Genomic DNA, 17,848 nt, shown 5'->3' with positions numbered 1-17,848 from the left:
GGACGACATGGATTCGCAACTGACCACAAGTGGATTCTTCGTGATGCGCGCCCCGCTGCTCCCGATGGAGGAACTGGATCGACTGCGCAGCGATTCGCAGTACTGGCAGATCCTGTCGAAGCGCCCGGACGTACGTGAGGCGCTGCACCTGGCGTCGCCCGGGCTGCTGCAACGCCTGGGCGAGGGCAAGCCCGATGACAAGGTCGCGGCGTCGGTAACCGCATATCTGGTCCGGATGTGCACCCGGGCAACGCCTTTCGGGCTCTTCGCGGGCTGCGCGCTGGGGGCGGTGGCGGACACCACCGCCTTGACGGTCGACGGCCCGGAGGGCACCACCCGGCACAGCAGACCCGACACCGAGGTGCTGGCGACGCTCGTGGAGCGGCTGCTCAAGGATCCGTCGACGCGGCCCGCGATGGCGGTCGAGCCCAACTCCAGCCGCTACCACGCCGCGGGTGCGTTGCGACTCATCGAGAGCCGGCTGCGCGACGGCAGGCGCACGCATCATCTGGTCGTGGTCGAGGACGACGCGCCGTTGCGGTGTGCGCTCGACACGGCCACCGGCGGGTGCTCGGTCGAGAAGGTCGCCGAGGCGGTGGCGGCCGAGGCCGGCGTCGAGTTGGCCGAGGCACGCGAATACGTCGACGCTCTCGTCGAGGCGCACGTGCTCACCCCGGTGGCCGAACCCGCCGTGACCGGCGCCGAGCCGTTGGCGCACGTGCTCTCGTGCCTGAGCGGGCCGGAGCTTGCCGCGACGTCGGAAACCCTCAGCCGGGTGTCGGAGGAACTCAGCCGGCTGGACGCCGCCGGGCTCGGCAACCCGCCGAGCGCCTACGACAGCGTGGCCACCAGCCTGCTCGAGCTGGCAGGCGGCGGCGACACCGCCCGGGCGGTCCAGGTCGACCTGCACCGCAACGGCTCGGGCCTGACCCTGGGCCCCGACGCCGTGCACCTGCTCGAGAAGGGGATCGACGTGCTGCACCGCGTCTCGCCTCAGGGCGGCGACCCGGCATTGGCGCGGTTCAAGGCCGACTTCGCGAACCGCTACGAGGACCGCGAGGTGCCGCTGATGGAGGCCCTCGACGAGGAGATGGGGATCGGCTATGACCGGTCGCCGCATCCCGCCGCCGATGAGTCCCCCTTGCTTGCGGGCATGGATTTGGGCGGCGTCGCAGGCGATTACGCGTTTACCGCGCGCGACGCGACACTGCTCGATCTGGTGATGCGCGCTCGCGAGAACGGCGCCGAAAGCCTCGAACTCGACGCCGGCACCGTGACCCGCCTCGCCTCGGCGACACCGCCGCCGCTGCCCGACGCCTTGGCCGTCTTCGGCAGCTTGCTGGACGACGCGGTCGAAATCCAAAGCGTCACAGGCCCTTCAGGCGCAGAGCTGCTGGGGCGGTTCTGCCACGGCGACGGCCGGTTGCATGCCGCGGTGCGGGACCACCTGCGTGCCGAGGAGGCCCTCGCCCCCGGGGTGGTGTTCGCCGAGATCATCCACCTCCCCGAGGGCCGGGTCGGCAACGTCCTGGCCCGCCCGCTGTTGCGTGACTACGAGCTGGTGTTGCTGGGACGTTCGGGTGCGTCCGCGGACCGCCAGATCAGCGTCGACGAACTGACCGTGCGTCTCGACGGCGATCGGGTCGTGCTGTACAGCCCGCGACTGGGCGCCGAAGTCCGGCCGCGGCTGACCACCGCGCACAATCCGGCGTGGCGGGGTTTCGGGGTGTACCGGTTCTTGGCCGCCCTGCAGAACGACGGAGTGGCCGCCGGGCTCGCATGGGATTGGGGCGCAATGTCATCCGCGCCGACGCTGCCACGCGTCACCGCAGGCAAGCTCGTGCTGGCCCGGGCACGCTGGCGGCTGTCGGCCGCCGAGATCAAGGCGGTCACCGGAGCCGACCCGGTCGCCGGATGGGCGACCGTCAGCGCCGCCCGTGGCCTGCCCACCGAGCTTCTGATCACCGACGGCGACAACCGGTTGTACGTCGACACCGCAAGCCCGGCGCTGACCGCGGCGGCGGCGAAGGTGCTGCGCGGTCGTTCGGCGGCGGTCATCGAGGAGGTCCTGTCGAGCGCGGTCGCCACCGGCCCGCAGGGGCGGTTCGCCCACGAGTTCATCGTGCCCTTCATCCGTCGCGGCGAGCCCGCGCCGGCCCCGGCTCCATGGCGCGCACCCGGTGTGCGACGCAGCTTTACGCCTGGCAGCGAATGGCTGTACCTCAAGGCCTACACCGGAACCGCGTCCGCGGACCGCATCCTCACCGACGCCGTCGGCCCCGCCATCAACAAGCTGCGCGACGCAGGAAGCCTCGACCGCTGGTTCTTCCTGCGCTACGCCGATCCCGACCACCATCTGCGGCTGCGCCTGCACGGTGACCCAGCCGCACTGCGCGAGCACGCCCTGCCGGCGCTCACCGATGCGCTTGCGCCGCACCTCGGCGACGGGACCGTGTGGACGGTGTCGACCGACACCTACGACCGCGAGGTCGAGCGCTACGGCGGCGACGCCGGAATCGAACTGGCAGAGCAGATCCACGCGGCCGACAGCGACGCCGTGCTCGAGGTGCTCCGCCTGCTCGACGGCGATTTCGGCGAGGCAGCGCCGGAGGCTCGCTGGAAACTCGGCCTGTACGCCACCGACCGCCTGCTGGCGGACGCGGGACTGGACATGCAGCAGCGCCGAGAGTGGGCGAAGAGCGGCGCGGCGGGCTATCGGCCCGAGTACCCGAATGCGACCAACCTCGATCCCGGGATCGGACAACGGTGGCGTACCGAACGCGCGGACATCACGGCGCTGCTCGACGACACCCACGACCACGCCTACGAACCCGCACGCGACGTCTTCAGGCGACGATCGGAACGACTGGCACCCTTGCTCGTCGAGCTCGCGGACCGTTCGGCGCGTGGTGAACTGACGCAGTCCTATTCCTCGCTGTTGCACAGCTTCAGCCACCTCAACGCCGTGCGGCTGTTGCGTTCGGCGGCCCGCACCCACGAACTCATCCTGCTGAGTTTCCTCGACCGCCATTACGCCAGCCAGATCGCAAGGGCGCCGCGCACCTGAAAAGCGTCCCCGCCCAGAGCAGTTGGCGCTCTTACCTGTAGACGCGGCCCATCCGGGCAGCGACCACAGGAGGGAACCGAAATGAACACCAAGCAGCACAAGCTGGCCCTGCGCCGGCAGAGCATCCGCACCCTGACCGCCGACGAGCTGATGATGGCCCACGGCGGCGAGGGCGGTAACGGCACCGGCGGCGGCAACGGCACGGGAACAGGGACCGGCACCGGCCCGACCAAGACGACAAAGCACACCACGGTGCGCACCACGGGTACCCGCCAGCCCACGCTGACGTCGACCGATCTGCCGAAGCCGACGGTCACCATCGCCTAGTGGGTCGTTAACCACATCGACTCGCCCCCACAACACCGCCCCGCAACCGACTGCACCCAGGTTGCGGGGCGGTGTTCCGCGTGCGGTGAAACACACTTCACTCAAAAAGTGTCCCTTCCCAAGGGTTTTGACACCCATACCTATGAGCGTCGCCACCAGGGCGGCGCGCACCCACCAGGAGGAGACACCGATGAACATCAACCGCGACAAGCTGGCCCTGCGCCGCCAGAGCATCCGCACCCTGACCGCCGACGAGCTGAGCCTGGCCCATGGCGGCAAGGGCAACGGCACCGGAACCGGCACCGGCAACGGCACGGGCACCGGCACGGGTAACGGCACCGGAACCCGCACCACCCACAAAACGAAGTAGGCCGCGGCGCGGCTACACCCGACGTAGCCGGGCCACACACCACCGACCGCCCCATCACCGACTCGATTCGGTCATGGGGCGGTCGGCTGTGTGCGTACTGGGTGTGGGTGCCTGCCTTACCCTACGGACAGGAAACCCTTCCCGTCGGCAAGTGGAATCTGGCGTCGGGGCGATTACGAATTTCGCGCCGAAAAAGGACGATTTTTCAATGACACCCGCCACCACACCCCCGGTACGAGTCATCAGTGATGCGCAGCTCGCCACGGCTGCAGCCGCCGGGGACCGGGTGGCATTGGGCGCCATCTACCACCGCTACGCACCGCGGCTGCACGACTATTGCGTGACGTTGGTCCGCGACCACCACACTGCGGCCGACTGCGTGCAGGACGTCTTCTGCATCGCGGCCGCCGATCTGCCGAAGCTGCGTGAGCCGGACAAGCTGCGGCCGTGGCTGTACGCCATCGCCCGTCGCGCCGCACTGCGCAAACTACACGAGCGTCGACGTGAGCCGGCGCTCGACCAGATTCCCGACGCCGCATTCGTCGGCCCCGGGCCGTTCACCCTGACCGCACGAAACGAGCTGGCGCGCCTCGTCGTTGCGGCAGCGGGCGGATTGTCCGAGCGCGACCGTGACGTCCTGGAACTGGCCTACCGCCGGGATCTGGCCGGACCCGAACTCGCCGACGCCCTCGGCGTCAGCCACGACTGCGCGAAGAAACTCCTGCAGCGGCTGCGCCAGACCTTTGAGCGCTCGCTGGGCGCCCTTCTGGTGGCCCGCCGTGCCGCACAGCACGGATGCCCTGAGCTCGCCGTAGCTCTGTCGGACTGGGACGGACAGTTCACGGTTCTGACACGGAAACGCGTTGCGCGCCATATCGAGTCGTGCTCAACGTGCGACGACTACCGCCGGAGCCTGGTCGGTTCAGTGGCCATGGTGAGCAGCAAGGTCATCAGGAAGCTGTCCTAGCGCTGCGGCGAATGGCGGTAACAGTGACTTGGCTCAGCCCTTGAGCAACGATTCGGTGGCCGACAGCAGCGCACAGGTCGCCAGACCGTCCATTGCCTCACGCAGCTCGGGCAGCGGGGGGAATGACGGGGCGATCCGGATGTTCTTGTCCTCCGGGTCATTTCGGTACGGGAAGGTGGCGCCGGCCTCGGTGACCGCGATTCCGGCGTCCTTGGCCAATGCGATGGTGCGCCGCGCTGTGCCCGGCAGCACGTCCAGGCTCACGAAGTAGCCACCCTTGGGCTCGGTCCACGACGCGATCTTCGAGGGTCCCAGCCGGTCGGACAGGATCTCGAGCACGGTGGCGAACTTCGGGGCGAGCAGCTCGCGGTGGCGCTGCATGTGCAGGCGCACGCCGTCGGCGTCACCGAAGAATTTCAGATGCCGAAGCTGGTTGACCTTGTCCGGCCCGATCGACTTCTTGCCCGCGTACTGCAGGTACCAGGCGATGTTGCCCAGCGAGCCGCCGAAGAAGCTCACGCCGGCACCTGCGAACGTGATCTTCGACGTCGACGCGAACACCAACGGCCGGTTCGGGTTGCCCGCGGCCTCTGCCAGACCGAGGACGTCGATGTTGGCCTCGAAGTCGTGGGTCAACGTGTGCACCGCATAGGCGTTGTCCCACATCAGCCGGAAATCATTGGCAGCGGTTCGCATTTGAACCAGCCGTCGCACCTTCTCCCACGAGAAGGTGACCCCGGTCGGGTTCGAGTACACCGGAACGCACCACATGCCCTTGATGGCGGGATCGACCGCGACGAGCTCCTCGAGCATGTCGACATCGGGGCCGTCCTCGTGCATCGGGACGGTGATCATCTCGATGCCGAGGGTCTCGGTGATGGCGAAATGCCGGTCATAGCCCGGCGCAGGGCAGAGGAACTTCAGCTTGGGTTCCTGCGCCCACGGACGTGGTGAATCGACGCCGCCGTGCAGCATCGTGAACGTCAGGACGTCGTGCATGAACTCCAGGCTGGCGTTGTTGCCCGCGATCAGGTTGGGGACGTGGATGCCGAGTAGCTCGCCGAAGATGGCACGCAGTTCGGGCAGCCCGTGCAGACCGCCGTAGTTGCGGGTGTCGGTGCCGTCGCCGTCCTTGAAGGCGTCCTTGCCGGGCAGCTCCAACAGCGCGTTGGAGAGGTCCAGCTGGGCGGCCGACGGCTTACCCCGGGTCAGGTCGAGCTTGAGCCCCTTCGCCTTGAGATCGGCGTAGTTGCGCGTCTGCACCTCGTGCTGGGCGCGGAGTTCCTCGAGGCCGAGCGACTGGAACGACACGGGTGCGCCTTTCATTGGTGCCGGGGAACGCCGTAAATACGAGGGGACCCCGCGCACCCGCCAGAGCCCATTGACCCTTGCTGCCTTCCGGCCCTGGGGGAGTTCACAGGATGGACGCCGCGCGGGGTCCAGAACGAAGTCTAGTACCCGGCGCTCGTGCGGATCGACGGGTGCATCGGGACGAGAAGACCAAGGGGAGTCGGGCCATCAGTCTGTTCCGCTACCATGACCGGCGGAGGATTCGCCTAGTGGCCTATGGCGCTCGCCTGGAACGCGGGTTGGGTTAATAGCCCTCAGGGGTTCAAATCCCCTATCCTCCGCACCCGGACCGAGGTGCGGCTAGATAGCGAAGAGCCTGGTCGCACCTCGGTCCAACAAACCTCAAGGAGGAGTATGCGGCGCTGGGTCGCGGTCACGTGGCACGCGACGTTCTCCTGTGTCGCCGCTGTCCTCTATTTCGCCTTCGTCCTGCCGCGCTGGTGGGAGTTGATGGGCGTCACGTCGCACACCCTCGGCACGGTGCTGCGCATCGTTGCGGGCGCGTTGATCGCGCTGGCGGCGCTGCCGGTCGTGTTCACGCTGCTGCGGACCCGCAGGCCGGAGTTCCGCACGCCACTGTTGGCGCTGCGGCTGCGCACCGCATCGATCGCGCTGCACGTCGTCGCCGGTGTGGTGATCATCGGTGCGGCGATCAGCGAGATCTGGCTATCGCTGGACGACGCGGGACAGTGGCTGTTCGGTCTGTACGGGGCCGCCGCCGCGCTCGCCCTGCTGGGCATCTTCGCGTTCTACCTGGCCGATATCGCCGAGTTGCCGCCGCCACCGCCGAAACCGCTGAAGCCCAAGAAGCCCCAGCAGCGCCGCAAGAAGGACGCCGACGAAGAACAGGCCGACGCCAGCGCTGAGGCAGACGCCAAGGCCGAAGAGGCCGAAGAGGCCGAAGAGGACACCGAGCCTGCCACCGAGGATCAGCCCGACGACAAGCCGGCGGAGGTCACGGCCGAGGAGCCCGAATCGGCCGCCGACGAAGACGCCGAGCCGACCAAGACCAACGGCAAATCACCTGATAGCGGTACGTCCGAAAAGGTCACACCGACGCGTCGTAGGCGCAGACGACTGCGCGGCGGCGTCGCCGTAGACGATTAAGAACTGCGATATCGGGCAAAATGGGCAGATGCGCATACTCCCGATGCGTCGCGCGCTAGCGACGCCCTTGATCGCGCTCGTCGCGGTCCTGGCGCTCGTCGCCCCGGTGCATCCGGCAACGTCCACCGCTGCGCCGGGGGATCCGGTCGTCGCGGCCAGCCAGGTCGAGCCCGCCGTGGCGCGCGTCGACACCGAGATCTACTACCAGAACGCGATCGGAAACGGCGCGGGCATCGTGCTCGACCCCGCCGGTCAGGTGCTGACCAACTTTCACGTGGTGGCGGGCGCCGACCGGATCACTGTGAGCGTCGCAGGCCGGTCTTATCCGGCCGAACTCGTCGGTTACGACCGACAGCACGACATCGCGGTGTTGCAGCTGATCGGGGCAGGCGGGCTGCCCGCCGCGCCGATCGGTGACTCCGCCAGCCTCGTGCAAGGCGAACCGGTGGTGGCACTCGGCAACGCGCAGGGCAGCAACGCCCCCCTGACGCAGGAGGTCGGGACCATCACCGCCTTCGGCCGCACCGTCCAAGCCGAGGACACCCTCACAGGCAGCAAGGACGAGTTGACCGGGCTGATCGAGTTCGCGGCGCCGGTCGTCGCGGGCGACTCCGGGGGTCCCGTCGTCAACGGAGCCGGTCAGGTCGTCGGGGTCACGACCGCGGCATCGGTGAACTTCCGGATGGGCCCGGGCGGCAAGGGTTTCGCCATCCCGATCAACGATGCGATGGCCATTGCCAACCAGATTCGATCGGGGGCGCCGTCGGCATCGGTGCATATCGGACCGCCTGTGCTGCTCGGCGTCGGCGTGCGCACCGCTCCGTTGGATGTGCCCGGCGTGCTCATCGCCGACGTCCTAAGCGGCGGCCCGGCCGAGGCAGCCGGGTTGGCACCGGGCGACGTGCTGATCACCTTGGACGGCACGCAATTGGATTCGGCCACCACGCTGACGTACGTGTTGGACCGCCACTATCCGGGCGACGTCATCGATCTGACGTGGATCGACCGCGGTGGCCAGCAGCGCACCGGGAAGGTCGCGCTCGTCCCCCACTGAATCACGTTGTCTCACAACGGTTCAGCACCCTCGAGTATCCGGTTAAGCCCCGCGATCACCACCTCGAGTTCGAACTCGAACTGAGATTCGGCATCGCGCTCCGAAGGTGCGGCCGCTCCGAGTACCCGACGCAACGCCGGGTAGGCGTCGTGCGGCTCCCGCGACAGCGCCTCCATGGTTTCCGCGCGGTGCCGGTGTGCCCCTGACGCAGTCTGCGCGACGACCGTCTGCGCGGCCGATTGAGCGATGTTCGATGCGGCGGTCAGACCGCGCCGCGCGCTGTCGGGATCGAGGCCCGCCGACAGCATCGCGTCGAGAAGGCGATCGGCGAGGCCCAGCGCCGCAGAGGTGCTCAGCCCGCGCAGCTGGGTGAAGTCCGTAGCCGTGCCGACTCGCAGCAGGCCATCCCGGTAGGCCACCGCATACGCGCGCAGCGTGGCCCGCCAGTCGTCGTCCACAGGCAGCTCGACGGCGGCGAGTTCGCGCTCGAACTGGTCGAGCAGGATCAGGGTCAGCAGCCCCTCACGGTCGCCGACGTAATAGTGCAGCGCCTTACGGCTCACCCCGAGCTCATCGGCCACTGCCTGCATGGTCAGGCCCCCGGCGGGCAGGCTGTGCGCCGCGGCGACGATCTGGTCCCGACTGATTCTCGGTGGCCGGCCCCTGGTTCGCGCCATCACCGCAGCCTAGTTTTTCGCCAGTCGGGAAAAAAGCCTTCCGTCATGCTCCCGTATTTCCTATGCTGAGCGAGTGCCAAACACGCCCTATCGGGTCGTCCAGTGGACGACGGGAAATGTCGGAAAGAGTTCGGTCGAGGCGATCGCGAAGAACCCGAATTACGAACTGGTCGGCCTTTACGCCTGGTCGAAGGACAAATCCGGCCGCGACGCGGGAGAGCTGGCCGGCATCGGGCCGTTGGGGGTGAAGGCCACCAACGACATCGACGCGCTGCTCGCCCTCAAGCCCGATGTCGTGGTCTACAACCCGATGTGGATCGACGTCGACGAACTCGTCCGCATCCTCGAGGCGGGGGTGAATGTCGTCGCGTCGGCCTCGTTCATCACCGGACACAACCTGGGCGACGGGCGGGACCGGCTCGAGGAGGCCTGCCAGCGAGGCGGCTCGACGCTGTTCGGTTCGGGCGTCAGCCCCGGTTTCGCCGAACTGCTGGCGATCGTCGCGGCGACATCGTGCGACCGGATCGACAAGATCACCATCGCCGAGTCCGCCGACACCACCCTTTACGACTCCCCCGACACCGAGCGACCCGTCGGGTTCGGCACCGCCATCGACGACCCCGAACTCCAACCGATGGCCGCACAGGGAACCGCGGTGTTCGCCGAGGCCGTGCGCCTGGTCGCCGATGCGATCGGCGTGACGCTCGACGAGATCAAGTGCGTCTCGGAGTACGCGCAGACGACCGAGGATCTCGAGATGGCGTCGTGGACCATCCCGGCCGGCCACGTCGCGGGTGTCTTCGCCAGCTGGCAGGGCGTCGTGGGCGGCAAGACCGTGATCGACATCAACGTCCGGTGGAAGAAGGGCCAGACCCTGGATCCGGACTGGCAGCTCGACGGCGACGGCTGGAAGATCACCATCGAAGGGCGGCCGACGGTGAACATGGCCGTCAGTTTCCTGCCACCGCAGGACATGATCGAGAACGCCAAGAGCATCGAGGACTTCTTCGTGCTGGGCCACATCATGACGGCAATGCCGCCGATCCACGCAATCCCGGCGGTCGTGGCGGCAGCACCGGGCATCGCCACGTACAACGACCTGCCACTGCCACAGGCACGCGGCGTCGTCTCCACCGCTTAACGACGGCCCGCGACCTTTTTGGGCGCGTCCGATTCCCGGTAGCGCGCACCGTATTTCGGCACCGCGACCGGACCGGCGTGCCGCGCGGCGACGATCGCGTTGCGTAGCGGCCTGGCGATACCGGCGAATGAGCCCATGTCGAAGAGCATCGGCGTGAGCAGTCGATTGTGTACGAACGCGAACGCACTGCCGGTCTCCGGATCGGACCAGCCCAGCGTCCCGCCGAGGCCGATATGGCCAAAACCCTTGAGCAGACCGGGAATCGGTGACTCGTGGTAGCCGAGGTGAAACGGCATCGGTACGCCCATGTTCAGATCGGGCCACGGCTTGGGCTTTCCGATGAGCCCCTGCGTCAGCTCGGGTGAGAGCAGCTGGACGCCATCGATGCTGCCTCCGTTGGCGACAGCGGCATACATTCTGGCCAGCCCGCGCGCGGTCACTACCCCGTTGGCCGCGGGGACCTCCGCGTCGAGGAACGGGATATCGCCCTGCACAAGGGATTTGATGCCGGGAAAGTACATGGCGCCGAGCGCACCCGAGATCGGTAACCCGGCGACCTTCGGCGCGACGAAGTCGAAGACCGGGTTCGCACGGGTGCCCTGCGGGGCCAGGATCTGTGCGACCTTCGTCGGCGAGCCCGCCGGTGGGCGGCCGAGATGCAGGCCGTCGGTGTTCAGCGGTTCCGCGACTTCGACGCGGATGAGCTCACGCATGCCCATACCAGTCACGGCCCTGGCGAGGCCGGACAGAATCCATCCGTACGTCAGCGCGTGGTAAGCCTGCCTGCCCACCAGGTGATCGACCGGTGCGGCGGCGAGGCGCTGCTCCATCAGCAGGTGATCGAGCAGTTCGTCCTTGGTCACACCCTTGAGATGCGCCAGCCCGGACCGGTGCCGCAGGACGTCGCGCACCGTGATCCCGTCCTTGCCGTTCGCGCCGAACTCCGGCCAGTACCGTGCGACGGGCTCGTCGTAGGACATCAGGCCACGGTCGACCAGCCGGTGGATCACCATGGCCGCGACCCCTTTGGTGGCCGAGAACACCATCGCCCCCGTGTCGGCTGTCCAGACCTGCTCCCCCGCGCGGTCCGACCATCCCGTCCACACATCGACGACGGGTCTGCCGTCGATGTAGACCGCCAACGCCCCACCGCCGAACCGGCGGCCCGGGAACAGTCCGGCGAAGATGCGCGCGACGTTCGCGAATCGGGGGTCAGCTGCACCCTGGACGCCGCGCGGCAGACCCTCCTTGGCCCGCAGAAGTGACGCCTTCGTCATAGGGCAACAATGCGACCGCCCACCGCACCGTGGGTCAGAACCGCAAAATTCAGCTGCTCACACTCATGACGTGGGCCTTCAGCTGTGCTCCCGGCGGGCCTTGGACGACGACGTCCGTCAGGATCTGCGCCTGGTCCTTCTCGACGGTGAACTCACCCTTCTGCGGTGCGTCCCCGCCGATCACCTCGTAGAACACGGTGAACGGTGTCTCCGGCAGTGGGTGCAGGCCAATGTATTTCGGCTGGATCGTGTACTTGTACGTGCACGGCCCAGCCGGCACACAGGTCTGCTCGGTGACATTCACCGCGACGGTGAACTCGAACGGAGTCGGCACCTTCGGCGGCGCGGGCGCCAGCGTCGACCGCGGTGCCGCGTCCCGCTGCGACGGCTTGGGCGCACCCAGACTTCCGAAGATCATCATGGCCGCGACGCCGACACCGCTTGCGACGATGGCGAGAAGCGCCAGCACCGCGAACCACTTGCGCGCGGTTGACGGAACTCGCATGTACCTACTTAACCCGAGATTTCGTCAATGCTGGGGACGCCGCCGCTTTCCACGGAAGACGGTCAGCGCGATCGCGCCGATGCCGACCGCCGCCGCGATCACCGCCGCCACGATGAAGGTGATGTCCTTGCCGCTGAGACCGGTAGGCGTCGAGTCGCTGACCAGCTGCAGGTCGTAGTTGCCTGGCAACGGGCCCTCCGCAGGCGCCTCCATGCCGGGGAAGCTCTGGGTCTGGTGCACCTCGAACTGCGGCACGCCCTGTTCGTTCTGCTTCCATTCGCCCCACGCCGGCGTCACACCGTCGAGAAGCACTTTGTGGGCGCCGCCCTGCGAGGGATCGGGACCGACGTCGACGACCCTGCGGACCACGATCGGACGGTAGGTCGCATCGGTGTACTTGACCTGAACGGGGACGTCGTTCAGGGTGCGCACCGGCGGTGGCGGGGGTGGAGGCGGCTGCCCCGGCGCCGGCAGGTACCCGCCACCGAAGAAGTTGCCGACCGCGATGTCGATGGGAATGCCAAGGACATTGAGCCGCAACGCGGTGAAGTTGTACGAGCCGAGATCACGTACCTCGGTGACGACGCGCCCGAACGGCTCGATGAGCAGCGTCCGCGGTACGCCCCCGACGTCGTAGACGAGCTGGAGCGGCTCGGGGTACGGATTGAAGATCAACGGCCGGTAGTACTTGTCGTACTGCACCCAGTCGGGCTGCCATTGCATGACTTTCTGTTCGGCGGCCGCGAGGCTGGCGCTGGTCGGCGTGCTCGCGCCGTCGGTGCTTCCGTCCGGCGCCAGGATCAGATTCCTGAGCTTGTCGATCTCGGCGGGCGGCGCCGGCGGCGGAACCTCCTCCACCGGCTTGGCGTTCATCGCGCGCTCGACATCCTCAGGCAACGCCTCGACCCGTTGGGGTTCGGGGGTCGTGGTGACTCCGGCGGCCTGTTCGATGCTTCCGGAGTCCTCGACGGTGGTCCCGCCGATCTGCTCCGTGGTGGCGGTGGTCGTCTCACCCGATGTGCTCTCTTCGGACGCCGTTGCTTCTGATGCCGACGTACTGGCCACCGTCGCCGTTGTGCTCGTGCCACTGGGCGCCGAAGTGGAGGTCTCGAGCGCCGTTGAACCGCTGGGTGTTGTCGTTGCGCCTGAGGTGGTGGCACCTGAGGTCGTGGCATCTGTGGTCGCCGCTGTCGTTGCGGTGGTCACCGCTTCCGTCGTTGCGGGAGCCGCACTCGTCGGTTCGGATTCAGCCGTAACCGGCGGCGCCGCAGTCGTTGTCACGACGGGCGCCTGGGTCTCCACGGGCGCTTCGGTTACGACCGGGGCCTGGGTCTGCACCGGCACTGGCGTCTGCACCGGAGCCTGCGGTACCACGGGCGGCGCTGCGGTCGGTATCTCGATCACCGGCGGCGGAACCTCGACGACCGGCGGTGCCTCCGGCACGGCCTCTTCGGTAGGCACGTACGGGGTTTCCACGACCGTCGTTTCGTCGACGGGTTGCGCGAGGGCGGGAAACGCCGCGACGCCCATCGCGGTCGAGCCGACGGCTACGACCGACGCCACCGCGACGGCGACGCCGCGAGCACGTCGAACACCACGTGAATCTTGCATTGTCGTTCTCTCTCAACAACAGGCGTGCTGGCGGTCAGGCGTGGAACCGATTGCCGACGGCGCGGGCCAGACACCGGCGTCGGCAACAAACGAAGGCAGCGCAACGGATGTCGGCGGACCCGCGTGGGGCCGGCGGGACACCGACATCAGCCACCCCCTTCCAGCTGGTGTTCCCCCGAACGCTCCAGATCGTGGAATTCTCCCAGGTAGCGGCGGTGAATGCCGCGGATTCATCGAAATCAGCAAATTTGGACGGCGGATGGCATTCTGGCCGGAATGCGATCGCCCACCTGTGGGGTTGCCTTGCGTTCTCAAGGAATTGTCGGGCTAGATACGTTTCTGACCTCACACCGCAGCGCTGGAGGAACGAAACTTTGCGGATCCGATCACGCCCGGTGGGTTGCGGTACGCCGACGGCCAATTCAATCTCTAATACGGGACCGGGCACCTGCCCGATCGTGAAGACTGTGAACCCGCCGGTTTGCCGCAGTTCCCAGGAGGCGTAGTGGAGGGCACGCCCTTCGGTAGGTACCGCCTCGTCGAGTTGATCGGTCGCGGCGGCATGGGTGAGGTTTGGAAGGCGTTCGACACCGCCACCCGGCGGGTTGTGGCGGTGAAAGTGCTGCCGGCACAGATGGCCGCCGATCCCGTCTTCGAGCAGCGGTTCCGCCATGAGGCGTTCGCCGCTGCGGGGCTGAGCAACCCGCACGTGGTGCCGATCCACAACTTCGGCGAGATCGAGGGCCGGCTGTATGTGGACATGCGGCTGATCGAGGGTCAGGACCTCGAACACGTGCTGGCCAAGGGCCCCATGGAGCCCGCTCGAGCGGTGAAGATCATCGAGCAGATCGCGTCGGCGCTCAACGCGGCCCACAAGATCGGGCTCGTGCATCGCGACGTGAAACCGTCCAACATTCTGGTCGCCGAGGACGACTTCTCGTATCTGATCGATTTCGGCATCGCGCGCGCGGCCGGTGAGACGAAGCTGACGGCCACCGGCAACGTGGTCGGCACGTGGCCGTACATGGCACCCGAGCGCTTCACCACCGGCCAGAGCGATACCCGTTCGGACATCTACGCATTGACCTGCGTGCTCTACGAATGCCTCACCTCGAAGCGGCCGTTCCCGGGCGAGAGTGTGGAGCAGCAGATCGCCGGTCATCTCACCGCCCCGCCGCCGCGGGTGTCGATGAAGATTCCCGGGGTGCCGGCGGAACTCGACGCCGTGATCGCCGCGGGTATGGCGAAAGACCCGGAGGACCGCTTCGAGACGACGACCGAAATGGCCCGCGCGGCGCGGGCGGCTCTCACCAGCGCCCACACGCAGCCGGTGAAACCCGGTTCGACGCCGACCGCAGCCGGGACCGCACCGTCGTCGGCAACGCGGGCCTTCGGGGATGAAGACACCGAAAAGCATTGGAACCCAAAGCAGACCCGGCCCGCCGAGACGGTCGAGCCGGCGTCCGAGCCGACACAGGCGCGGCCGGCCGAGCAGACGTCGCCGCAGTGGGCACCCACCAAGGCGGGCACCCCCGAGCACGTCGAAAAGGCATGGGCACCGACACAGGCTCAACCGGCCGACCAAGGACTGCAGCCCCCGTGGGCGTCGACACAGTCCGGTATCCCTGACCATGTGGAAAAGGCTTGGGCACCAACGCATCTCGGCGCGCCCGCGGTGCATGCCGAGAACGCGGCCGCCCCCACCCAGGCTCGACCGGCCGAGGTCCTCCCGTCGGAGAAGCGAGCCGATGACGACGCACCCTGGCCCTGGTACCGACGGCCCGCGGTGATCGTCCCCGTGGCCATCGTGATGATCGTCGCCGCCGTGGCGACCATTCTCGTGGTCCTCAGCGGAGACGAACAGCCCGGCCCCAGCGGCCCACCCGCGGGTAACGGATTGAACGGCACCTTCGCCGCCCAGTTCGGCGCCCCCACCCAACCCAACGGTCAGCCGTTCCAGGGCGCGTCGGGCGGCAGTGAGACCTGGGTGATCAAGTCGGCATGCGACGACGGCGGCGCGTGCGTGGCGAGCGCGACGAAAACCAACGGATCTCTCAGCTCGGCAACGTCATTGGTGCTTGACGAGGTCGACGATCGTTGGGAGTCGGTGAGCGCGAAGCAGGCGACGTGCCAGGGCGCCGGCGCGACCGAGATCTGGGAATCGCTGTCGCTGCAGTCGCAGCCCGACGGGTCGCTGAAGGGCGACTTCATCGTGCGGTCGACGAACCCCAACTGCGCCAGCAACCGACCCGTGACGTTCACCCGAACCGGAGACGTCACCGAGGGCGTGTCCATCGTCGACCCCGCCACCCTGCCCGCCCGGGTGGCCTCGCCCGCGCAGGCGCTGTACGGCCGCTATCAGGAGGTCGACACGTACAAGGACGGCAACCGCAGCGCCGAGGTGAATTTCGACATCCAGACGTTCTGCCTTCGCACCGGCGACCGCTGCCTGAGCTACTGGTTCAATCCGACCGACGTCAAGATTCTCGTGTTCGAGAAGAACCAGTGGGTGCTGGCCAACAGGTCGTCGGACTCAACGTGCAAGGACGGCGGGCCGGCCCACCGCGAGATCACCTTGCAGTACCCCCTGCCCACCCCGGCGCAGGACCCCATCACGGTGCTCACCGGCACCGGGCACTACACCGTCACCGGGAGTTGCCCGTTCAACAGCGACTTCGATTCGCAGGTGCAGCGCACGGGGAACTAGACGAGTCCGGCGACGAAGGACGCCGCCTGATCCGTCATCCCCGGAACGTACTGATGGTGCGGGGCCCGGTTGCTCAGATCGCCCTTGTCGCAGATCGGGTCGTCGGCGTTGCACAGGTCGATGGTCCGTGCGCCGAACGCGGGGCTCAGCGCGTTCAGTGGGCCCATGATCCTGCCGAGGGGGTTGCCGAACACCGCGACGGCGGCCACCCGGTTGGCCGCGGCGGGCGGCAGCGGAGTCGCAAGGGCGTTGAGGTCGAGACCCGGGATGGCGTTGAGGCCGGGTATGGCATTCACGCCGGCGATGGCGGCGACGTTCGGGGCGACGCCCAGCATCAGGTCGACGACCGCGGCGCCCTGGGAGAACCCGCCGAGGACGAGTTTGGTGTTCGGGCAGTTCGTCGCCATGAACTGAGCGTGATTGTTGGCATCGGTGGCGCCTTCGGCCGCGCGGAGGAAGTTCATGGTGGCGGCGTAGTTCACCGGATACACGCCCACCGACCGGTCGCCGACCTTGGAGCGCAACGAGTCCACGAAGGCCTGGCCGACGCCGCCGATGCCTGGCGGATCATTTGTCCCGCGAGCGAAGATCACCTCGATGTCCGGGCACCCCTGCGCTGCCGCGGCGGGAATGCCGTTGGGCGCGAACCACATCGCAGCGACGGCCGCCGTCGCGGCGAGTAGACGAGCAAGGACCGAGCCCATCTGCCCGATGGCATACAGGCAACTCACAGCCTGCTGACGGTTTCGGCTCAGCCGTTCTGTCACAACGCTATCGGCGAAACAGCTATTTCTTCAGCGTGAACTGGTTGATGTCGATGAAGCCCGCTCGGAACGCGTCGGCACATCCGGTCAGGTAGCGCATATACCGCTGGTACACCTCTTCGGACTGAATCCGCACGGCCTCGTCATGATGTGCCTCCAGCGCTGCGGCCCAGTGATCGAGTGTCCTGGCGTAATGCAGCTGAAGGGATTGCCTGCGCGCAACGTTGAAGCCCATCTTCGACGCGTGGAACTCGACGATCTCGATGGCGGGCAACTGGCCCCCGGGAAAGATCTCGGTTGCGATGAATTCATTGAAGCTTGTCATCTCTTCAGACATCGTCAGCCCGTGGTCGACGATCTGCTGCGGGGTCAGCATGGTGATCGTGTGCAGCAGCATCACACCGTCATCCGGTAGCACCCGGTGGGCCATCGCGAAGAACTCGTCGTAGCGGTCGTACCCGAAATGTTCGAAGGCGCCGATGGAAACGATCCGGTCCACGGGCTCGTCGAACTCTTCCCAGCCGTGCAGCAGCACCCGCATGGTTCGTGTGGTGTCGATTTCGTCGAACACCTTCTGCACATGGGCTGCCTGGTTTTTCGACAGGGTCAAGCCGATGACGTTGACGTCGTACTTCTCCACCGCGCGGCGAAGCGTCCCGCCCCAGCCGCAACCGATGTCCAGCAGCGTCATTCCGGCGCGAAGACCCAGTTTGCGCAACGATAAATCCATCTTCGCGATCTGCGCCTCTTCCAACGGGATATCGCGCAACCGATCAAAGTAGGCGCAGCTGTACGTCATGGTGGAGTCGAGAAACAGCCGATAGAACTCGTCGGACAGGTCGTAATGGGCCTGCACCTCTTCGAAGTGCGGTGTGAGTTTCTCCGTCATGACGTTTACACGCCTTTCTGGCCCCCCGGGTTCAC

At 67.3% G+C, this 17,848-nt stretch carries 15 protein-coding genes, 1 tRNA gene and 1 other RNA gene; 9 read left to right on the top strand and 8 right to left on the bottom strand.

What is annotated here, in order from left to right:
• Positions 1 to 7 precede the first annotated feature (7 nt).
• The 4 genes from H7J93_RS27915 (at position 8) to H7J93_RS27900 (ending at position 4,731) form a co-directional block, all read left to right on the top strand.
• Complete coding sequence (locus H7J93_RS27915) at positions 8 to 3,067, top strand: lantibiotic dehydratase (protein WP_267309521.1); 3,060 nt, start codon at positions 8 to 10, stop codon at positions 3,065 to 3,067.
• 81 nt (positions 3,068 to 3,148) lie between these two features.
• Positions 3,149 to 3,394 (top strand): hypothetical protein, encoded by a 246-nt coding sequence (locus H7J93_RS27910; RefSeq protein ID WP_267309520.1) that lies wholly within the window; start codon positions 3,149 to 3,151, stop codon positions 3,392 to 3,394.
• A gap of 190 nt (positions 3,395 to 3,584) precedes the next feature.
• Positions 3,585 to 3,764, top strand: coding sequence for a hypothetical protein (locus H7J93_RS27905; RefSeq protein WP_267309519.1), 180 nt, complete (start codon positions 3,585 to 3,587; stop codon positions 3,762 to 3,764).
• A 208-nt stretch (positions 3,765 to 3,972) separates the two neighbouring features.
• Complete coding sequence (locus H7J93_RS27900) at positions 3,973 to 4,731, top strand: RNA polymerase sigma factor (RefSeq protein WP_267309518.1); 759 nt, start codon at positions 3,973 to 3,975, stop codon at positions 4,729 to 4,731.
• A 33-nt stretch (positions 4,732 to 4,764) separates the two neighbouring features.
• On the opposite strand, the gene H7J93_RS27895 is transcribed toward H7J93_RS27900, so the two are convergent.
• Positions 4,765 to 6,042, bottom strand: coding sequence for an aspartate aminotransferase type Ic (locus tag H7J93_RS27895; RefSeq protein WP_267309517.1), 1,278 nt, complete (start codon positions 6,040 to 6,042; stop codon positions 4,765 to 4,767).
• Positions 6,043 to 6,079: 37 nt separating this feature from the next.
• An RNA gene (ffs, locus tag H7J93_RS27890) (signal recognition particle sRNA small type) lies at positions 6,080 to 6,176 on the bottom strand.
• Positions 6,177 to 6,276: 100 nt separating this feature from the next.
• Here ffs and H7J93_RS27885 point away from each other — a divergent pair.
• The 3 genes from H7J93_RS27885 to H7J93_RS27875 all read left to right on the top strand — a co-directional run bounded on the left by H7J93_RS27885 (position 6,277) and on the right by H7J93_RS27875 (position 8,242).
• Positions 6,277 to 6,362: transfer RNA gene (locus H7J93_RS27885), tRNA-Ser, on the top strand.
• 73 nt (positions 6,363 to 6,435) lie between these two features.
• Complete coding sequence (gene lucA, locus H7J93_RS27880) at positions 6,436 to 7,188, top strand: lipid uptake coordinator LucA (RefSeq protein WP_267309516.1); 753 nt, start codon at positions 6,436 to 6,438, stop codon at positions 7,186 to 7,188.
• 28 nt (positions 7,189 to 7,216) lie between these two features.
• Positions 7,217 to 8,242 (top strand): S1C family serine protease, encoded by a 1,026-nt coding sequence (locus H7J93_RS27875; protein WP_267309515.1) that lies wholly within the window; start codon positions 7,217 to 7,219, stop codon positions 8,240 to 8,242.
• Between the two features lie 11 nt (positions 8,243 to 8,253).
• Here the strand turns inward: H7J93_RS27875 and H7J93_RS27870 are convergent, their stop codons facing one another.
• Positions 8,254 to 8,919, bottom strand: a complete 666-nt coding sequence (locus H7J93_RS27870) for a TetR/AcrR family transcriptional regulator (protein WP_267309514.1) — start codon at positions 8,917 to 8,919, stop codon at positions 8,254 to 8,256.
• Positions 8,920 to 8,992: 73 nt separating this feature from the next.
• On the opposite strand from H7J93_RS27870, the gene H7J93_RS27865 reads away from it, so the two are divergent.
• Positions 8,993 to 10,060: an NAD(P)H-dependent amine dehydrogenase family protein gene (locus H7J93_RS27865; protein ID WP_267309513.1), complete on the top strand. Its 1,068-nt coding sequence runs from the start codon at positions 8,993 to 8,995 to the stop codon at positions 10,058 to 10,060.
• Here the strand turns inward: H7J93_RS27865 and lipL are convergent.
• The 3 genes from lipL to H7J93_RS27850 are packed head-to-tail and all read right to left on the bottom strand — an operon-like array spanning position 10,057 to position 13,453.
• Complete coding sequence (lipL, locus tag H7J93_RS27860) at positions 10,057 to 11,337, bottom strand: esterase/beta-lactamase LipL (RefSeq protein ID WP_267309512.1); 1,281 nt, start codon at positions 11,335 to 11,337, stop codon at positions 10,057 to 10,059. The genes H7J93_RS27865 and lipL overlap by 4 nt on opposite strands.
• A 49-nt stretch (positions 11,338 to 11,386) precedes the next feature.
• Positions 11,387 to 11,842 (bottom strand): hypothetical protein, encoded by a 456-nt coding sequence (locus H7J93_RS27855; protein WP_267309511.1) that lies wholly within the window; start codon positions 11,840 to 11,842, stop codon positions 11,387 to 11,389.
• A gap of 24 nt (positions 11,843 to 11,866) precedes the next feature.
• Complete coding sequence (locus H7J93_RS27850) at positions 11,867 to 13,453, bottom strand: hypothetical protein (RefSeq protein ID WP_267309510.1); 1,587 nt, start codon at positions 13,451 to 13,453, stop codon at positions 11,867 to 11,869.
• Positions 13,454 to 13,958: 505 nt separating this feature from the next.
• On the opposite strand from H7J93_RS27850, the gene H7J93_RS27845 reads away from it, so the two are divergent.
• Positions 13,959 to 16,160 carry a serine/threonine-protein kinase gene (locus H7J93_RS27845; RefSeq protein ID WP_267309509.1) on the top strand — a complete coding sequence of 734 codons (2,202 nt, stop codon included), beginning with the start codon at positions 13,959 to 13,961 and terminating at the stop codon, positions 16,158 to 16,160.
• On the opposite strand, the gene H7J93_RS27840 is transcribed toward H7J93_RS27845, so the two are convergent.
• Together H7J93_RS27840 and H7J93_RS27835 are read right to left on the bottom strand one after the other, a co-directional pair.
• Positions 16,157 to 16,864, bottom strand: a complete 708-nt coding sequence (locus H7J93_RS27840; protein ID WP_267309508.1) for a cutinase family protein — start codon at positions 16,862 to 16,864, stop codon at positions 16,157 to 16,159. The genes H7J93_RS27845 and H7J93_RS27840 overlap by 4 nt on opposite strands.
• Before the next feature lie 82 nt (positions 16,865 to 16,946).
• Positions 16,947 to 17,813: a cyclopropane mycolic acid synthase family methyltransferase gene (locus H7J93_RS27835; protein ID WP_267309507.1), complete on the bottom strand. Its 867-nt coding sequence runs from the start codon at positions 17,811 to 17,813 to the stop codon at positions 16,947 to 16,949.
• Between the last annotated feature and the right edge of the window lie 35 nt (positions 17,814 to 17,848).

The organism is Mycobacterium barrassiae, from assembly GCF_025822765.1.
Classification (GTDB): Bacteria; Actinomycetota; Actinomycetes; order Mycobacteriales; family Mycobacteriaceae; genus Mycobacterium; species Mycobacterium barrassiae.
This window is presented reverse-complemented; position numbering and strand designations above follow the sequence as displayed.